This is a genomic window from Synechococcus sp. R60.1, from assembly GCF_047461835.1.
GTDB lineage: Bacteria > Cyanobacteriota > Cyanobacteriia > Thermostichales > Thermostichaceae > Thermostichus.
On the sequence record NZ_JANSIA010000017.1, the window covers coordinates 18,929 to 37,106 of the forward strand.

The following is an 18,178-nucleotide window of genomic DNA, read 5'->3' on the forward strand; positions in this document are numbered from 1 at the left end:
CTAAGGGATGCGAACAGAAAGAGCTTCCTGGCGATGTTGCAACAGTCGCTCCAGGGTGAGGGGCCCTTCGATGTGTTGCCAAGGCAAGGGATCCCCTGGATCCCAGTGGCTGTGCACGTAGTAGTCTAGGGGCGGCAGTTGCCCTTTAAGCGCTTTGAAAGCGCGCCGGTAGCTCCCCAAGGATTCCCCAAAGTCCCGCGCCAACTGCAAGACTTTTCCCACCCGCCGATCCCCTCGCGAGATGAGGGCTTGGATCACCGACCAGCTATAGCTTTCCGGGCGAAACTCCACCCCCAAGGGACGCAGGTGTTTCTGGAAAAACTGCAGTTTTTTCTCGGCTTGGGGATCCACTCCGTACCACTGAAAAGGGGTGTGGGCTTTGGGCACAAAGGTGCTGCACCCCAGCGTTAGGCGCAGGCCGGGAGCCGCTTTTTTGAGCTCTTGGAAAAGGGCTACTGTGGCCTCCAGATCTGCCTGGGTTTCCGCCGGGATCCCTACCATGCCGTAGAACTTAATGCCCTTCAGACCTCCAGCCTGGGCGTGGGCTGCTGCTGCCAAGATTTCCGGGTTGCTTAACTTCTTGTTGATGATCTGGCGCAGTTGTTCTGAGCCACTTTCGATGGCCACCGTAATGGACTGGCTGCCCCGGCGGGAGAGTACCTGCGCCAGACGTGGGGTTACGGTAGCGGTGCGCACCGAGGCCAAACTGAGACGCACCTGCTCGAAGCGATCCTGGGCCAAGTGCTCCAGCAACTGCTCAAATTGGGGGTGCTGGGTTACAGAAGCCCCCAGCAACCCAATCCGCTGAGTGACCTGCAGCCCCCGCTCCACCGCCGGGATCAAATGCCCCTCCACATCCGCCACCCGGAAAGGCAGGGTGAGATAGCTGGCCAGGCAAAACCGACACATCTCCGGGCAGCTGCGCACCACCTCCACCATGTAGATGCTCTCCCAGGCCGCTTTGGGGGTGACTACTGTGGAAACCGAGAGGGTGTTGCCGCGGAAGGTGTGTTTGCGAATGGAGCTGGGGATCCCAGCCACTTTGGGGAGCACCTTCTCCACCGGGCCGTCGGGCTCCCGGTATTGGGGTTCATACAAGCCGGGCACATAGATCCCTGGCACCTGCGCTAGCGCCTGCAATTTCTCAGCCCGGGATCCCTGGCGCACCTGCCGATAGACCTCGATCATCTTCTCCAGAAGACCTTCCCCATCCCCCAACAAGATCAGGTCAAAGAACTCAGCAAAAGGCTCAGGGTTGGCTGTCAGTACCGGGCCGCCGCCAAAAACCAGGGGGTGGGCTTCTTCCCGCTCCTCAGATCTGGAAGGGATCCCGTGTCGTTCCAGCAGAGCCAGGATATGGACATAATCCAGCTCCCAGGACAAGGAAAAGCCGAACAGCTCCGGCTCCCGGGGCAGGGGCTCAGCCAAGTCTGTAAAGAGGCGGGAGACGGCCACATCCCGGCGGCTGGCCAGCAGACTCCAGATGACTTGATAGCCCAAGCTGGTGATCCCCACTGCGTAGGTGTTGGGAAAGGCATAGATCACCCGCACCGCGTCGGGGTCGGGCGTGGCCGGGGCAAAGAGCAACTGCTCCAGGGCAAACTCTGAACTAGCCAAGGGATCCCGCTGTGTTGGATTGAGGTTTGGGTTCCGGCTTAGAGGAGTTTTGATGTACCTGCCTCTCCAGCTTAGCCAATTGGTGGGAAACCCCGCGAGGAGAACTCAATAAGGAGATATGCCTGCAGCGCACTTCGCGAATGCTGCCTCGAAGCGCCCAAACCATGAGAACTCTGCTGCTCAATACATTGCTTCAGGATAGAAACCGTGACCCCATGCAGCAAGACTCATCCCAAGGCCCAAACCTCCAATAGAAGCCACTCTCTACGGGCAGAGTGAGAATAGAGGGTTACCCTTTTGGCTGGGCAATGTCGAACTCGGCGTCGTAGTCGAAGTCCTCCTCTTCGTCAGCCCAGTCTTCTTCCAGCCTATCGTCCCCCGCCAGCTCCTCTTCCTCCAAGCGGCGCTTTTCTTCGTATTCCTCATCCTCTAGGCCCAGAGCAGCCCGCTCTGCCCGCCGCTGGAAGCGCTCCAGTGCCGCTGGAGTGATGAAGGGATAGGGCAACCCTTGCGCTTGGGCCTCCTCCAGCGCTGCGCGGTAGCTCTCCACTTCCTTGATGTCGATTTTCCAACCGGTGAGGCGGGCTGCCAGGCGCACATTTTGCCCCTCTTTGCCAATGGCCAAACTGAGCTGGTCGCTGTTGACCAACACATGAGCTTGCTGGATTTCCGGATCCACTAGCCGCACCTCCACCACCTTGGCCGGGCTGAGGGCGTTGGCAATGTAGGTGGCAGGATCCGGCGACCAGCGGATGACATCGATTTTCTCGTTGCGCAGCTCTGCTACCACCGCCTGAATCCGGGATCCCCTCGCGCCAATACAGGCCCCCACTGGATCCACGTCCCGCTCCACCGTATCGACCGCAATCTTGGTACGTGGCCCCACATTTCGGGAAGGGGGGTTGGCCTCCCGCGCCACTGCCACAATCCGCACGATATCCTCTTCAATTTCTGGCACCTCGTTGGCAAACAGGTTCACCACCAAGCCAGCATCGGCCCGGGAAACCAAAAGCTGTGGCCCCCGCCGGGATCCCTCATAGACTTTCTTGAGATAGACCTTCATCACCGCGTTGGGAGTGTAGCGATCGCTGGCCAGCTGTTCCTTCTTGGGCAGTTCTGCTTCCACCTCAGGTTGTCCGAAACCGCTGGATACCGACATGATCACCGTCTGCCGCTCGGTGCGCAGCACCCGTGCCTGCAGTACGGTTTTTTCCAGATCGCGGAACTCTTCCTGAATCAGACGGCGCTGCTGATCCCGTAACTTTTGCGCCAGCACCTGCTTGGTTTGGATGGCCGCCATGCGGCCAAATTCCGCCTGTTGTGGGGTGACATCATCTGTGACTTCCCAGCCTACTTCGGCTTCTGGGTAATCCTGCTGCACGTCGTACAGAGAGATCTCGTGATCCGGATCCTGTACCTGCTCAACGATGGCTTTGGTGGCCAAAACGCGAAAGCCTCCTGCCTCCACATCCAACTCCACATCGAAATTGCGGAAGTGGTCTTCTGCAAAGACCACATCTCGCTGGATGGTTTTGCGGTAGCGTTCGTAGCCCTTGAGCAGCGCCTCTCGCAGGGCATCGGTGACCACATGGCGGGGCAAGTTGCGCTCCCGCGAGATCATCTCCACCATTTCCGCCAAACCCGGCAGAGGCACCATCGCCATAACCACTGTCCTCCTGCACAAACTTCGTGAAACTTGCTGTTGCTATTGCTCCACAGCGGGAACTGAACCCGCATCTCTGATGCGAAGGGAGGGCCGCACCACCTGCGGTCAAACGCTCTCTCTATCTCCGGTCTCCTAGTCAGTTTCCGATGAGAGGGCAACCCGCTGCACCGAAGCGCGGGGCAACTGGACTCGCCGCCCCTTGAGGGATAAGGCAACCCTCTCCTCATCCCGACCCAGCAGGTGTCCTGACCAAACGGCTTTGCCCTTGTAGGGTGGATCCAAGGTCACCTCCACCGCAAACCCTTTGAAAACCACAAAGTCGCGATCGCTGGTGAGAAGGTTGCTGATGCCAGGGCTGGACACCTCCAACACATACTGGCCTGGGATCAGATCCACCCGATCCAGCTCGACTTCTAAGGCTTGGCTCATGGCTTCGCAATCGGCATGGCTGGTTTCTCGGTCGGGATCCAGTGGGCGGATATCCACCCGCAGAACTGGCGGATGCTGGTTGGTGTGGAAAACCATCTGCACCAACTGGTATCCCAGTTGAGCGGCCAAGGGACGGGCCAAGCTCTCCAACTGTGGAATAAGAGGGTGAACCATAACCAACTTGTCACCAACCGGGTGTTGCCGCCAGATCCAAACCCCTTTGAGCCGGAGCTGGCAAAGGGGACAGTAAGCCCCCTCAAAAAGCAAAGAAGTGGGCACCACCCACTCCCCGTTGCTATCGCGGAGCTCCTTGAGGCTCGCCCAGAATCAGTACAGACTTTGAGCGCATCCCCCTTACCTCCTAATTTAGAAGATCTCCCCCGGTTTTGTCATGGGGATCCCCAAAAGGCAACATCTATAATGTGGACAACTGCGGATTTGCCCAGATATCCAGCCGCGTTTTGTGGGGTTTCCTATGACTGTTGCCTTTTCCTACCCGATCTTCGGCCCCAGCATTCAGTGCCCCCACTGTCGGCAAACGATTGCGGCCCTCACCCTGACCGATACCTACCTCTGCCCTCGCCATGGTGCATTTGAGGCGGATGCCGAACAAGAGGAGCTGGTACACCTGCAATCCGGACGGCGCTGGCGCTTTTGGGAAGGTCGCTGGTTTCGTCAGCACACCCACGCCGATGGGATCCGTTTTGAGATTCATGAAGAATTGGATCGGCTGCGCATGCAAGGAATGCGAGCCACTCAGGTGATCGTGGCCGAGCGCTACCGCCAGCTGCTCACCCCTTATCTGGAGCAGGGATCCCACCGTCGTCCTGGCCCACCTCGCCTCTATGGCTTGCCCGTCAGCTTCAGCTCCCAAATCCCAGAGGATAGGGGTGGATCCCCTCAGCGCTGGCGGGTGATCAACTTTGAGCTGACCTACGAGATCGACCCGGCCATGCGGCAGCCGCAATCCCGTCTGCAACTGTGTGATTAGAAAGGCGAACAGGTAGAGAGCCATTGAAGAATCGGTGGCTGCTCAAGCCCCCTGGGATCCGCAGCTTCCTTCCGGGTCAGGGAGTGCTATGCCTTGATAGGTGTAGCCGATAAACTTGGGCTGGTCGGCCATATAAAACCGCTCCAGTTGCTCAAACCGAAACCCCGCTTCTCGGATCAACCGGGCCATATCTCGGTTGAGGTTGCAGCCATCTGCGATTACCTTTTGTATAGGGTTAAGACAATTTTGCCATCTTTGCACCTGGGGATCCTCACTGAGGCCGTGTTCGAGAAAAAACAGCTTGCCCCCCGCTCGCAACACCCGCCGGATTTCCCCTAAAGCCTTGGCCACATTGGGAATGCTGCACAATGTCCAGGTGCTAACCACGCTATCAAAACTCTGGCTTGGAAAAGGCAGTTCCTGGGCATCCGCCACTTGCCAATCAACGGCGATGGGAGAAGAGGCAATGCGCCGACGAGCCAGGGATCCCATGCCGGGATTGGGATCTACCCCTGTGATCTTGCGAATGTGCTCTGGGTAGCAGGGTAGGTTGAGGCCGGTGCCAAAACCAATCTCCAGAACGGATCCCTGCACATGGGCCAGAAGCTGCCGCCGATAGCGCTCCATCCCTTCCCCCGAGAGAGCTAAATCCAACAGCCGCGGGAAGATTATTCGGCGATAGAGGTTCATTCGACCATCCCAAATGAATGTTCAGACCTGAGCAGCTTAAACAGTCTGGGCAGGTTGCGGTTGAGCGGTCACCTTCAGGGAGTGGAGGGCATAGCAGGCCAGCAACCAATTGAGCAGGCGGGCCACCACACGAGCGGTTTGCCGTGTTGCGGATCCCACCGCCACCCCTCCCAGCGAAAGGCCAACCACAGGACGAGCAGCAAAGATGGCCTCACAGGTCTGCAACAGTTGCAACCAACTCACCCCCCCTGGCTCTGGGTGATGCACGGCGGGCGCTAAGGAAGGATCCAGCACACTGCAGTCCACCACCAAAAACACCGGTTGATCCGGCAAAGAGGCCACCACCTGCTGGGGATCCCAGCCATCTTGGGCCCAGAATATTGGGCTATGGTGGGCTTTCAGCCATGCGTAGGCCCGCGCACTGCCGCTGCGCAATCCCACATGGATCACCGGCAGCTTGTGCTGATAGAGCAACTCCACCCAGGCAGCACTGCCATAGCTTGTATCTTGATCCGGCTGGGTCATCTCCGGGGGCGGCATCAGGTTGGCATGAGCGCTGCAATGCACCACACTCAGAGTTGGGTAGTGCTTCCAGAGGGCACGAATGGCCCCCCAACTGGCGGCCAAGACCGAAGGCAACAGCACCGGCCATTGTTGTCGTCTCCAAGCTTGAGTCACCGCCGCCTCACACATGCCGTAGGGAGGCTCATCCACCAGCCCCGGCAACTGCGCCACCGCCAGCTTATCCACATCGATCCCCAACCTCGGCTCGAAGGCACACAGCTCCGAACCGGCATTGAGAATGGCCATCGGAGCCTGAGTATCGTGGCCAAAGGCGGTGGGAATGAGAATGACCCTAGCGTTGGATTGCGAGCTGGGATGGAGGGACCACTGGGCCATGGGCGCTGTTCCTTTTCCAGAAAGCTGTGGGTCTCCGGCTTGTTCTATGGTGGCCTACAGGGCGCCCAGGGATCCGTCCGAGAGCCAGCCAGTCTGCTACGAAAGATTACAGTTCCCAGGCGGAACTGGGGCCAAAAATCGAGTCAGTGGTAGATTCAAAGTGCTTCGCGCCGCAAACCGCGGTTTGGACAAGGCAAACCACCGCAAACCACAACGAGTTGAGAAAGGTAGACTATGGCTGTGATGGAAGGCGATCCTCGTCAGGGAGCAAAGCTGCCTCTATTTGGGGGATCCACCGGGGGGCTGTTGAGCGCAGCCGAAACCGAAGAAAAATACGTCATCACCTGGACGGGCAAGCCGGGGCAGGTGTTTGAAATGCCCACCGGCGGCGCTGCCGAAATGGTGGAAGGCAAAAACTTTCTCACCTTTGCCCGCAAAGAGCAGTGTTTGGCGCTGGGTGCCCAGTTGAGATCCGACTACAAGATCAACGACTACCAGATCTTCCGCATTCCGGCGGGTGGAGAGCCTGTGTTGGTGCATCCCAAAGATGGCGTTTTTCCCGAGAAGGTCAACGAAGGCCGTGAGCCCGTCGGCAAAGTGGATCGCAACATCGGCAAAAACAAGGAGCCGATTACCTACAAGTTCACCGGCGGGAAACCCTGGGATTGAACTCCCCACAGCTTCGCTCCCTACTGGGTTTCAGGATCCCCTAGCAAGGTCGGGGGATCTTTTGCTTGCCTGTTTTCGACAAAAAAGCTCCAGCCCACCTTGAGCTGAAGCTACGCCCGGAAGCGCTGGGGATCTCCTATATGTAGCCAGGGATCCCAGGGGCCAACCTACTTGGCAATCGCCGCGAAGAACTCCTTGGATTTCACTGGGTCGGGGTGCATGGTTTTCTGGCCGGGCTGCCAGTTGGCCGGGCAAACTTCATCGGGGTGAGATTGCACGTATTGGATGGCTTGCAGGGTGCGCAAGGTTTCATCCACACTACGGCCAAAGGCCAGGTTGTTAATGGTGGCGTGCTGGATGATCCCTTCTTTGTCGATGATGAACAGGCCGCGCAGCGCCACACCCGCTTCCGGATCCAGGACATTGTAGGCAGCGCTGATCTCCTTTTTCAGGTCAGAGACCAGAGGATACCTCAGCTCACCCACCCCTCCAGCCTTGCGGTCGGTTTGAATCCAGGCCAGGTGAGAGTATTCGCTATCCACTGAAACACCCAGGATCTCGGTATCCAGCTTGGCAAAGTCGTCATAGCGGTCGCTGAAGGCCGTGATCTCCGTTGGGCAGACAAAGGTGAAGTCCAAGGGGTAGAAAAACAACACCACATACTTCTTACCCCTGTAGTCGGAGAGCTTCACCGTCTTGAATTCCATGTCATAGACGGCGGTGGCGGAAAAATCGGGAGCGGGCTGCCCCACTCGCAGGCATCCTTCCTGAGACATAAATCAACGCTCCTTGCGGTAAAGTGCAAATGTAAACCAAACCTAACATACCATACTCATAATGACTCTGCCTTAAATAGATAGCGACGGATCCCAACTGCTGGGATCCGGATAATGCCCATTTTTCCATGCTGATCGGCTCAGCTCTGCAAGGGATCCTGTTGTCATGAGGGTGGCGCTGGAGTTCCTCTATCACTTCTGTTGTGACCGCTGTCGGCGGTGGTGGAGCCAGGCCGATGTGGAGCCCCAACCTGGGGATCGCCTGTATTGCCCCTATTGCGGCCATCAAAATTGTGTGGAGCGCATCGATACCTTTCGCAATGCTGCGCGGGGCAGTTGCCTGACCCGTCCCCCCGATGCCCCTTCTCCAGATCCGCATCCGCCCTCTGAAAAATCCGGGGATCGGCCTCAGGAGAAGCGATCCCCAATCTAGTTATCCTGGGCAAACCCAGTCCTCTTGCCCCTATGGGGCAGCCAGCCGCTAGAGCCTGTCAACCATTCAACGCATCCGCCAGAGTTCCCCGGTGTGAAGATGACCACAGGTAGAGGTCAACCTCAGGCGAGGAAGAATCCACCAGATAGCGACAGAGGCGGCGCTCTTCCAGGATGGCGGTGGAGCAGCAGCAACTGTAGACTTCCAGATAGTCGTCCGGCTCCGCCTCAAAAATCGCCTGCTGGCCGGGAAAGAGGGTGCGCTCCCAGTGGCCGGGGATCGTGCGGATCACCTGAACCTGTCCGGAACGGTTGACAAAAGCGTATCTTTTCATTGCGTTTTTTTAATTGCGTTAAGAAAAACTTATTGCCCTTAAAATAGGCTACCATCCCTGATCCCCAAGCGGCAATAGTAAGCCGCCAAGACGGGGATCGCTCTTCCTGACTGGCTTTGGGAGATTTGTTCTCTCAGCTTATTGGGGTTGAGAGAATGGGATCCCGAGGAGAAGCCTGCCCTGGTAAACTGAGGGGAAGAGTCTGAAGATATCCTTAAGTTGGCCTTCACCATTCCGAGATCAGCAAGGGGGCACATCGTGGACAACAAGTTGGGGCTAGAGATCATCGAAGTCGTGGAGCAGGCTGCCATTGCCGCCGCCCGCTGGATGGGCAAAGGGGACAACAAGACTGCAGATCAGGTGGCTGTAGAGGCCATGCGGGAGAAACTCAACCAGATCCCTATGCGCGGTCGCATCGTCATCGGGGAAGGAACCCGCGATGAGGCCCCCATGCTCTACATCGGCGAAGAGGTGGGCATCTGTACCCGCCCGGATGCTGAGCAGTTCTGCCGCGTGGAAGAGCTGGTGGAGATCGATATTGCTGTGGATCCCTGCGAGGGCACCAACCTAGTGGCCAAAGGCCAAAACGGCTCTATGGCGGTGCTGGCCATCTCCGAGAAAGGCGGCCTTCTCCACGCCCCGGACATCTACATGCAAAAGCTGGCGGCTCCGCCCCAGGCCAAGGGCAAGGTGCACATCGACTATCCGCCAGAGAAAAATCTCAAGATCATCGCCGAAAGCCTGGATCGGGAGGTGTCGGATCTGACGGTGGTGGTCATGGATCGCAAGCGCCACCTCGATCTGATTCGCCAAATTCGAGAGGCGGGGGCGCGGGTGAAGCTGATTACCGATGGCGACATCTCGGCGGCTCTCTCGGCAGGCTTCAACGGCACCGGCATTCATGCTCTGATGGGGATCGGAGCTGCTCCTGAGGGGGTGATCTCGGCAGCCGCTCTGCGGTGCTTGGGCGCCCACTTCCAGGGTCGGCTGATCTACGATCCCGAGGTGGTTCAGGCAGGCACCTACTTGCCACCCGTGGAGGAAACGCGACGGGAACTCAAAGAAAAAGGCATCGAGGATCCCGACAAGGTGTGGGAGTGTGAAGAGCTGGCCAGTGGCAAGGAAGTGCTCTTTGCTGCTACCGGGATCACGGATGGCGACTTGATGCGCGGGGTACGTTTCTTTGGGGGTGGGGCCCGCACCGAGACCTTGGTGATTTCCAGCCAATCCCGCACGGTGCGCTTTGTGGACACCATCCACATGAAAGACGGCCAACAGCCCCGCGGCCTGCAACTGCGCTAAGGGATCCCTATCTAACATCCTCGCAGATCGGGGCGGCTTTCCCCTGCTGGAGGTCGCCCTTGCCTTTTTGGGAAAGTTACGAAATCTATCAAGCCCCAACCCGTGAAAACGTAATAACTCTTCAGCAAAATCCGGCAAAACCGGTTCGATACTGGTTTTAGGGTTTAGGTAGGCTGAGAAAAGTTACCTAAGCTTGCTGGAACCGAGTCAAGGGATCCCCTCGTATCGGTCACAGCTCTTGCTTTCTCTCTGAAACAATATTTGCTTTTGTTCAGAGTTTTTGTTTTTAATAACTTTTGCTGTTGCTGTACAGACGACGGAGAGGCATGTTTATCGCGGTTGTCGGTCTTAGCCATCGCACAGCTCCCGTAGAGATTCGGGAGCGCCTCAGCATCGCGGAGGCGGAGGTGGGAGAGACGATCCAGCAGCTTCGCGCCCACCCCCACATTGAGGAGGCTGCGATCCTCAGCACCTGTAACCGGCTGGAGGTCTACATCGTCACCTCAGAAATGGAGAGTGGTGTCCGGCAGACGATGCAGTTCTTGGCTGAGCTGAAAGGGATCCCCTTGCCCCAACTGCGTCCGCACCTGTTTACCCTTCTTTACCAGGATGCGGTAACCCACCTGATGCGGGTGGCTGCCGGTCTGGACAGCTTGGTGCTGGGAGAAGGGCAGATCCTCTCGCAGGTGAAAAAAGCCCAGCAACTGGGCCAAGCCTGCAACGGCATGGATCGCATCCTCAATCGCCTTTTTAAGGCAGCCATTACCGCCGGCAAGCGCGTCCGTACCGAAACGGAGATCGGCACCGGCGCCATGTCCATCAGCTCGGCAGCGGTGGAGTTGGCTCTGCAAGAGCAGGGATCCCTCTCTCAGGGCAAAGTTACCGTGGTGGGGGCGGGGAGAATGGCCCGTCTGTTGGTGCAGCACCTGTTGGCCAAAGGGGCAGTCGATATCACGGTGGTCAACCGCTCCCTGGAGCGGGCCGAAGCCCTGGCCAAGCAATTCGAGCAGCCGATCCAGGTGTTGCCCTGGGAGTCGCTGCTGAGCAGCGTGGCCGAGTCCAACTTGGTCTTCACCAGCACCGGTGCCACCCAGCCGATCCTCACCTACCAGCAACTGGCAGGGGTGCTGCAGCCAGATCAGCCGCTGTTGTTGGTGGATATCTCTGTGCCCCGCAACATCGATCCCGATGTGGAAAAGCTGAAGGGGGTACAGGTGTTCAATGTGGATCACCTCTCCCGCATCGTGGAAGAAAACCGCGCCCAACGGCAAAAGCTGGCTCTGGCTGCCGAGGCCCTGGTGGAAGAGGAGGTGGATCAATTCATGGAGTGGTGGCGTTCTCTGGAGACGGTGCCCACCATTTCCAGCCTGCGCCACAAGGTGGAGTCCATCCGCGAGCAGGAGATGGAAAAAGCTCTCTCCCGCCTGGGCAAGGACTTTGCCGAGAAGCACCTGGAGGTGATCGACGCCCTGACCCGCGGCATCGTCAACAAGATCCTGCACGACCCGATGGTGCAACTGCGGGCCAAACGGGATATTGAGGCGCGGCGGGCAGCCATGCGGATCTTGCAGGAACTGTTCAACCTGGATCCGGTGGTGTTTCAAGCCCAGCAGGAGCGCTAGGGATCCCTTGGCGAAGAGCGCATGACTTGAAGAATTGTAACAGCTCTCCCATCTGGGGTGGAGGGCACCCCTTAGGATACAAAGCGTAAGCCACAGGATCTGGGATTATGTTCGGACAATACGAAGTTTTTGTGCAGTTGGCCCTGCTGGCCTTGATTGTCTTGGCAGGCCCGGCGGTCATCCTGCTGCTCTATCTGCGCGGCGCCGATATGTAGGGGATCCCTCTGGATATTGAGGCAGTCGGGATAACCCTTTGGGAGTGCTGGGGCTAAGCCCAAAGCCAGGAGTGTTTAGCAACGTAACGCTCCTTTGCGTTAGAGTTGTAAAGAAATCCCTAGGGCACTCCTGCTTGTAGGGCGACATCCTGCTGGTCAATGGTTAATATGTCACTCCCCATCCGCAACGTTGCCATCATTGCCCACGTCGACCACGGCAAAACTACCCTTGTGGATGCCCTGTTACGCCAGGCGGGCATCTTTCGGGAGGGGGAAGACATTCCCACCTGTGTGATGGACTCCAACACGCTGGAGCGGGAGCGGGGCATTACCATCTTGGCCAAAAACACAGCCGTCCGCTACGGCGAAACCTTGATCAACATCGTCGACACCCCTGGCCACGCCGATTTCGGGGGCGAGGTGGAGCGGGTGCTGGGGATGGTGGAGGGCTGCTTGTTGATCGTGGATGCCAACGAAGGCCCGATGCCGCAAACCCGCTTTGTGCTGCGCAAAGCCTTGGAGAAGGGCCTGCGCCCAATTGTGGTGGTCAACAAGATTGATCGGCCTCGCGCCGAGCCCTACAAAGCCGTCGACAAGGTGCTGGATTTGTTCTTGGAGCTGGGGGCAGACGAAGACCAGTGCGACTTCCCCTATCTATTTGCCTCTGGGTTGCGCGGCTTTGCCCTGGAAGAAGCCCATCTCAAAGACTTTCTGGAAGGGAAGTACAGCGGATCCCTGGATATGAAGCCTCTTTTCGAGGCCATTCTCAAGCATGTCCCACCTCCCATTGGGGATCCCGGCAAGCCCCTGCAGCTGCAGGTCACCACGCTGGAGTATTCGGAATACCTGGGCCGGATTGTGATCGGCAAGATCCACAACGGCACCATCCGCCTGGGGGATCCATTGGCAGTGGTGAAAGAGGATGGATCCATTGCCAAGGGCAAAGTAACCAAGCTGTTCGGCTTTCAGGGCCTGCAGCGCATCGAGCTGACGGAAGCTACCGCCGGCCACATTGTTGCTGTGGCGGGGTTTGCCGAGGCCAACATTGGCCACACCCTCACCTCTCCCGAAAATCCCCAGGCTCTGCCGCTCATCAAAGTGGACGAGCCCACATTGCAGGTGATGATCTGCGTCAACGACTCCCCCTTCGCCGGGCAAGAGGGTACTTTTGTAACTTCGCGGCAACTGCGGGAGCGCCTGATGCGGGAGCTGGAAACCAACGTGGCGCTGCGGGTGGAAGAAACCGATTCGCCGGATCGCTTTTTGGTGTCGGGGCGGGGCGAGCTGCACCTGGGCATCCTGCTAGAAACCATGCGGCGGGAAGGCTATGAGTTTCAGGTGGGGCAACCGAAGGTAATTTTCCGCGAGGTCAACGGCCAGCCCTATGAGCCCTATGAGTGTTTGGTGCTGGATGTGCCGGAAGCGACGGTGGGGGCCTGCATCGAGCGGCTGGGGCAACGGCGGGGAGAAATGCAGAACATGATGGTGGGATCCGATGGTCGGGCTCAGCTGGAGTTTGTCATTCCGGCGCGAGGGCTGATCGGCTTTCGGGGGGAGTTTATCCGCATCACCCGCGGCGAGGGGATCATGAGCCACAGCTTTTTGGAATACCGTCCCCTGACCTCTGAGATGGAAATGCGCCGCAACGGGGTGCTGATTGCTTTTGAAGAAGGGGTGGCCACTACCTATGCCCTCAAGAATGCGGAAGATCGAGGTGTATTCTTTATTACGCCAGGTACCCGCGTTTACAAGGGCATGATCGTGGGCGAGCACAACCGTCCCCAAGACTTGGAGCTGAACGTCTGCAAGACCAAGCAACTGACCAACCACCGGGCTGCGGGCGGGGAGGAGCTGGTGCACTTGCAAGCGCCGGTGGAGATGACCCTGGAGCGGGCTTTGGAATACATCGGCGAGGATGAGCTGGTGGAGATCACGCCCCAGTCGGTGCGCCTGCGCAAGGCACAGTTAACGCCCTCTCGCCGCTAGTTTTCTCAGCCAACTGGAAGAGAGCCTGGCTCACCACCGCCGCAGGTAAGAGGCCAAGTTGGGGAAATAGAACGCCCCCCAAATCCCCAGCAGGATGACTCCCAAGCCGAACACAACCAGCCAAAGGCGCGGTCGGCTGTGCAGCTTATTGGATCCCACCTGGACGTAGGCCAGATCCACCCAAGCAGTATTGCCGCGGCGGAACCAGCCCACCACTTTGACGCGCCGGCCCACCAGGGCGCGGATCCGCTTCAGGCCGGAAAAGACATTGCCCACCGGGCCCAGAGGGGAGGTGAAGCGCACCGGGATCAGCCCTGTGGCCTCTTGCAGCTTCAGCTCTGCCCCCAGTTGATAGCCGGAGGGGCCCAGTCCCACCAACTCCCCCTCCAGCTCCACCCATTGTCCGCGGCGGGGATCCGCGTCGGGATCCGCCAGCAAGCTGAGCACATCCGTCGGCCTTGCCGGCAGGGATCCCCCGTACATCAACCCCGCTTTGGCCCACAAGCCCACCCCGTAGCCCACCACCGCTGCTGCCGCGATCACCTTGGGATCGAGACGGTTTTGCAGCAGCAGGTAGAGGATCAGCCCCACCAGCCAGCCAATGAGGATCCCGACCACTTCGGCTGCGTAGATGGCCAGATCCAGCCAAAACCGGCTTTGCAGGCGGGCCACATCCAATTTGGACCCGGATCCCAGGCTCAGCTCCGGCAGGAGGCGCAGCCGCTCTCCATATCCCGCCAAGACCTTGAAGCGGTGCCCCGGCAGCGGATGGCTGGAATTGACCTGCATCCAGCGGGCCCAAGGGTTGATTTGATCCCAAAGAAAGACTTGGCCAGCTTGGGAGGGATCCTGGAGGCGGGCGGCAGCACTGGCAGCGGCGATGGTTTTGAAGTCCAAAAAGCTGAACAGGCGGGTGCAGTGCAACAGCGAGGAAGGTCGGCGGTCGTTTTTGTGGGCCTCTTGTAAGCCGGCAGCCGATTTGAGCAGAGCAGCGATCAGCCCGTTCGGGTTGCCGGTTGCCTGTACGGCAAAATGGTCGGCATGGTAGGTGCCCAGGCGGGAGAGGAAAAACAGGGGATAGGAAAGCACCGTGTAGATGAGGTAGAGCAGAGGGGCCACATGCCCGATCAGATCCCGCCGCCGACTTTGGCCGCGCCCCTCCCCCAGCTTGCTCACCTGCTCCAAGGCCAGGTAAACCAGTTGAATCGGGGATCCCAGCAGGGTCATGACCAGGATATCTCCATTAACAATTCGCCCCAGGGCCTGGGCGTAGACGGCGGCAATCTCATCCTCAGAAAGCTGCTGCAACAGGGCTTGGGTGACCACAATGCGGCAGCCATCAGAAAAAGTGCCGTAAACAAAGGCCAGCGGCCCAGCATCCGGGATCACCCCCAGTCGGGGCTGTTTTAGCCGGTTTTGGGCACAGATGCGCTGCAGCAGGCGCGCCGTTTCGGGGCTGTGGCGTTCGATTTCGCCAAGCCTGGCCCAACGCAACTTGTGCAGCCGTTGGTGGAGCTGATCCATCAGCCAGGGGGCAAAAAAGAGAAGGCCTACTCCAAAGTTGACCGCCAGGCTGCCGGCCACCAACCACCGCAGGCCATTGCGCAGCCAGGGCAGCAACCCCTGCAAAAACCAAAGCTGCCGCGGAAAACTCAGCCGGCCAAAATCCAGATGGCTGCCTACCAACACAAAGCTCAGCCACCAAAGGAAGACAATGCCCACCCCCAGGGATCCCCACTTGGCCCAATGCAGGGGGCCGGCCCGCTCCGGCAGGGGGATCTTCATACCCAGTTGGGCGGCCCGTTGACGGGTGGACAGGGATCCCGCTCCAGGAGACGGCTCCTCTGGGGGAGCAGAACGCGGTTCGACAGGTTTGGCGGACGGAGCAGCCAGGGACTCTGTTGCAGTGGGCAGGCGAAGCAAGATCTTCTTGGCCCAGCCTTGCGCCTGGGGGTTGGGGTGTTGCAGCAGCTCTAGGCAGAGGGACCGTGCCTTCTCCGTCTGGCCCAACTGGTGGTAGGCCCGCACCAGGTTCATTTGGGCTTCCAGGGCTTCGCCGTCAGATGAGTCTGCCGGGATCCCTAATGCTTTGTCCTGCTGACGGGATTGGGCCAGGTAGCCTTCAAAAAGTTGGATGGCCTCTTGAAGGCGGCCCTGCCGCAGGGCTTCCTTGCCCGCCTGGACGGCATCGGGGATCATCGGCTTGCTCCTTGCCTGGTAGGGTCTGCTTCTGGAGATCGGTTGGATCCATCTGCTCCCCCAGCTTACTCAGGGATCCAACCCCGAGAGACTGGATCCCCCCTAAAGGGGGTAGCAGAGCAAGCGCCGCCGCAAGCGATCCAGAGCCGTCTGGGCGCTCCACCAACGCACCCCCTCTCTGCCGCGCAGGCTGCCAAACCGGTACTCGTGTACTTCCACCTTCCCTTGCGGATCCGCCAAACCCAGATACACAAGACCGACTGGCTTGGTGGCGGTGCCTCCCTCTGGCCCGGCAATGCCGGTGATGCTCAAGGCCCAGTTGGAGCCCAGGACTTGCTTGGCCCCCAGCGCCATTTGGGCGGCCACCGCCTCGCTCACGGCCCCGTGCTGTCGCAGGGTTTCCGGATTCACCTGTAAAAGCTGCTCCTTGATGCGGTTGTCGTAGGCCACGATCCCCCCCACAAAGTAGCGGGAGCTGCCCGGGATCCCGGTCACCAACTGCCCCAGCAGCCCGCCGGTGCAGGATTCTGCCACCGCCAGAGTTTGACCCCGTTGCAGCAACAGCTCCCCCACCACACCGGCCAAGGTGGCGTCATCGCTGCCGAAGTAGTCTTCTCCAGAAATCTGTAAAATCTGCTCCACCACCGGGGCGATCAAGGCTTGGGCCTCTTCACGACTGGGAGCACGTCCGGTAACCCGCAGGCGTACCTCCCCCTGGCTGGCGTAGGGAGCCACCGTAGGGTTTTCCCCCGCCAACAGGGATCCCAGCCGTTCGGCCAGCGTCGATTCGGGAATGCCCCAATAGCGCAGTACCCGGCTGTAGAACACCTCTTTTCCCCAGCCGATGGAGCGCAGATAAGGCACGGCGGTCTCCCGCCACATGTGTTGCATCTCCCGCGGCACCCCAGGGAAGGTGAGAATGTGCAGGTCGGGCCGGGGCTGCCAGATGAGGCCACAGGCGCTGCCCAGCGGGTTGGGCAACACCCTCGCTCCCCGGGGCAGAAAAGCCTGCTTGCGATTGCTCGGCGAGGGCACAAGGCCCCGCTGCCCGTACTTTTGCAGGATCTCTTCCCACACTTGGGGGTGCTCCACCATCTCCGCCCCAAAAAAGGAAGCCAGCGCCTCATGGGTGAGATCGTCCGGCGTCGGCCCCAAACCCCCGGTGATCAGAATCAAGCTGGAACGACCACAGGCCACCTCCAGCGCGTGGTGAATGCGGGCCTCGTTATCCCCCACCACCGTTTGGTAATAGTGGGGGATCCCCAGTTGCGCCAACTCGGCTGCCAAGTACTGGGCATTGGTATTGGTGATCTCTCCCAAAAGCAATTCTGTGCCGATGCAGAGGATCTCAGCCCCTTGGGGAATAGCAGTTTGCGGTGGGATCATGCTTGGCCTCGAGCTCAGCTCAGCCGCAAGAGAAGTATACAAGCAGGGAGGTCTCGGCCTCCCTGCGCGCCCCCAGATTTTGGGCTTGCAGTTGGCCATTCCAAATGGCGGTGAGACAACCGGCAAGTTTCCATCTCCGGCGCCGGCAAAAAGATTGGGGGACGAGATGTATCCGACAGCACAACAGCGACAGACGCTGCAGCAGTGGTTGGGAACAGCTCGGTTTGTTTATAACCGCACCCTAGATTCTCTGAAGTCTTTAGAAGGCGAGCGTCCACCTGGATGCAAGTAGCTACTCACCACATCTTGCCTTCTCTACCAGATCGGGCGAAGGCAGTCCCGTACCAAACCAGAAAGTGGCAGTCATTGTTTGCGTTGGCCCATTCAAGACTTGCGGGATGAGCGCCAAGGCGGCCAGGTTCTGGGTGGACAACTTTGACATTTATTCTTTAACATTTTCTTTGACATTACTTGACATTGTTTATTGTCTTGGTTTATTGTCTTGCTGCTCAAGTTTCAGACCTCCAAGATAGCGGTCAGAAAGCAGCGCCAGCTACATGCCAAGACGGTGCGCTTGCTACTGGTGGGCGCGTAGTGCGTTCCAGGAACGGCCAGAGGCTGTGGCTGAGCAGTACGGGAAACAAGCATTGACATCCTCCCCGGCCTTTAGGCCGGAGATTCCTACCACGCTACGCATGGATGGCTCCTTGCGCAGTCGTCTCGGCGGGTTCCTGCTTCCGACCGCCCGTGCAGTTCGATCCACAGGCCATCCGGGCTGACACGGGTGGTTCACCCACCCGCATCCCGACCGCAGCGTCGGCCGTGTCCTGCCCTTCGTCTCGCAACAGCTGTATCCCGCGAGCAAGGATGTTGATGGCACCGACCAGAAAGGCCTCCGGCCCGCTGCCGCGATCGGCGTTATTCTCATAGCCGCACGCCACGCACTCGAACCAGGCTTGGGTC

Annotated in this window: 17 protein-coding genes and 1 pseudogene; 8 read left to right on the plus strand and 10 right to left on the minus strand. The window is 59.1% G+C overall.

Going from position 1 to position 18,178, the window contains the following annotated elements:
• The 3 genes from NW834_RS04205 to rimP form a co-directional block, all read right to left on the minus strand.
• Positions 1 to 1,617: a B12-binding domain-containing radical SAM protein gene (locus NW834_RS04205; protein ID WP_414418705.1), complete on the minus strand. Its 1,617-nt coding sequence runs from the start codon at positions 1,615 to 1,617 to the stop codon at positions 1 to 3.
• 289 nt (positions 1,618 to 1,906) lie between these two features.
• Positions 1,907 to 3,280 carry a transcription termination factor NusA gene (gene nusA / locus NW834_RS04210; RefSeq protein ID WP_414387771.1) on the minus strand — a complete coding sequence of 458 codons (1,374 nt, stop codon included), beginning with the start codon at positions 3,278 to 3,280 and terminating at the stop codon, positions 1,907 to 1,909.
• A 135-nt stretch (positions 3,281 to 3,415) separates the two neighbouring features.
• Positions 3,416 to 3,886: a ribosome maturation factor RimP gene (rimP, locus tag NW834_RS04215; protein ID WP_011433822.1), complete on the minus strand. Its 471-nt coding sequence runs from the start codon at positions 3,884 to 3,886 to the stop codon at positions 3,416 to 3,418.
• Between the two features lie 301 nt (positions 3,887 to 4,187).
• Here rimP and NW834_RS04220 point away from each other — a divergent pair, with 301 nt between their 5' ends.
• A complete protein-coding gene (locus tag NW834_RS04220; RefSeq protein WP_011433824.1) occupies positions 4,188 to 4,703 on the plus strand; it encodes a TIGR02652 family protein in 516 nt (171 codons plus the stop codon).
• Between the two features lie 42 nt (positions 4,704 to 4,745).
• Here the strand turns inward: NW834_RS04220 and NW834_RS04225 are convergent, their stop codons facing one another.
• Together NW834_RS04225 and NW834_RS04230 are read right to left on the minus strand one after the other, a co-directional pair.
• Positions 4,746 to 5,393, minus strand: a complete 648-nt coding sequence (locus tag NW834_RS04225; protein WP_414418704.1) for a class I SAM-dependent methyltransferase — start codon at positions 5,391 to 5,393, stop codon at positions 4,746 to 4,748.
• 36 nt (positions 5,394 to 5,429) lie between these two features.
• Positions 5,430 to 6,293, minus strand: a complete 864-nt coding sequence (locus NW834_RS04230) for an arginase family protein (RefSeq protein ID WP_414418703.1) — start codon at positions 6,291 to 6,293, stop codon at positions 5,430 to 5,432.
• 234 nt (positions 6,294 to 6,527) lie between these two features.
• Between NW834_RS04230 and NW834_RS04235 the strand changes: the two genes are divergently transcribed.
• Positions 6,528 to 6,962: a photosystem I reaction center subunit II PsaD gene (locus NW834_RS04235; RefSeq protein ID WP_369791755.1), complete on the plus strand. Its 435-nt coding sequence runs from the start codon at positions 6,528 to 6,530 to the stop codon at positions 6,960 to 6,962.
• A 167-nt stretch (positions 6,963 to 7,129) separates the two neighbouring features.
• Here NW834_RS04235 and NW834_RS04240 read toward each other — a convergent pair whose 3' ends face one another.
• Positions 7,130 to 7,738: a peroxiredoxin gene (locus NW834_RS04240; protein ID WP_011433828.1), complete on the minus strand. Its 609-nt coding sequence runs from the start codon at positions 7,736 to 7,738 to the stop codon at positions 7,130 to 7,132.
• A gap of 166 nt (positions 7,739 to 7,904) precedes the next feature.
• On the opposite strand from NW834_RS04240, the gene NW834_RS04245 reads away from it, so the two are divergent.
• Positions 7,905 to 8,171 carry a hypothetical protein gene (locus NW834_RS04245; RefSeq protein ID WP_414409136.1) on the plus strand — a complete coding sequence of 89 codons (267 nt, stop codon included), beginning with the start codon at positions 7,905 to 7,907 and terminating at the stop codon, positions 8,169 to 8,171.
• Between the two features lie 58 nt (positions 8,172 to 8,229).
• Here NW834_RS04245 and NW834_RS04250 read toward each other — a convergent pair whose 3' ends face one another.
• Positions 8,230 to 8,505, minus strand: a complete 276-nt coding sequence (locus tag NW834_RS04250) for a DUF1830 domain-containing protein (RefSeq protein WP_414418702.1) — start codon at positions 8,503 to 8,505, stop codon at positions 8,230 to 8,232.
• A gap of 258 nt (positions 8,506 to 8,763) precedes the next feature.
• Here NW834_RS04250 and glpX point away from each other — a divergent pair, with 258 nt between their 5' ends.
• The 4 genes from glpX (at position 8,764) to typA (ending at position 13,630) form a co-directional block, all read left to right on the plus strand.
• Positions 8,764 to 9,807, plus strand: a complete 1,044-nt coding sequence (gene glpX / locus NW834_RS04255) for a class II fructose-bisphosphatase (RefSeq protein WP_414342167.1) — start codon at positions 8,764 to 8,766, stop codon at positions 9,805 to 9,807.
• Between the two features lie 326 nt (positions 9,808 to 10,133).
• Complete coding sequence (locus tag NW834_RS04260; RefSeq protein ID WP_414342169.1) at positions 10,134 to 11,429, plus strand: glutamyl-tRNA reductase; 1,296 nt, start codon at positions 10,134 to 10,136, stop codon at positions 11,427 to 11,429.
• Positions 11,430 to 11,536: 107 nt separating this feature from the next.
• Entirely contained in the window at positions 11,537 to 11,644 is a 108-nt protein-coding gene (gene psb30 / locus NW834_RS04265; RefSeq protein ID WP_011433833.1) for a photosystem II reaction center protein Ycf12/Psb30, read from the plus strand.
• Between the two features lie 168 nt (positions 11,645 to 11,812).
• Complete coding sequence (gene typA, locus NW834_RS04270; protein ID WP_414387766.1) at positions 11,813 to 13,630, plus strand: translational GTPase TypA; 1,818 nt, start codon at positions 11,813 to 11,815, stop codon at positions 13,628 to 13,630.
• A gap of 30 nt (positions 13,631 to 13,660) precedes the next feature.
• Here typA and NW834_RS04275 read toward each other — a convergent pair whose 3' ends face one another.
• Both NW834_RS04275 and NW834_RS04280 read right to left on the minus strand, forming a co-directional pair.
• On the minus strand, positions 13,661 to 15,829 hold the full coding sequence (locus NW834_RS04275; protein ID WP_414418701.1) for a M48 family metalloprotease: 2,169 nt from the start codon (positions 15,827 to 15,829) through the stop codon (positions 13,661 to 13,663).
• Positions 15,830 to 15,931: 102 nt separating this feature from the next.
• The gene (locus NW834_RS04280; RefSeq protein ID WP_414331859.1) at positions 15,932 to 17,215 is read right to left on the minus strand and encodes a competence/damage-inducible protein A; all 1,284 of its coding nucleotides are present in this window, start codon (positions 17,213 to 17,215) and stop codon (positions 15,932 to 15,934) included.
• Positions 17,216 to 17,381: 166 nt separating this feature from the next.
• Here NW834_RS04280 and NW834_RS04285 point away from each other — a divergent pair, with 166 nt between their 5' ends.
• Complete coding sequence (locus NW834_RS04285; protein ID WP_414426224.1) at positions 17,382 to 17,507, plus strand: helix-turn-helix domain-containing protein; 126 nt, start codon at positions 17,382 to 17,384, stop codon at positions 17,505 to 17,507.
• Positions 17,508 to 17,904: 397 nt separating this feature from the next.
• On the opposite strand, the pseudogene NW834_RS04290 reads toward NW834_RS04285, so the two are convergent.
• A pseudogene (locus NW834_RS04290) lies at positions 17,905 to 18,178 on the minus strand (cytosine methyltransferase); the annotation flags it as partial.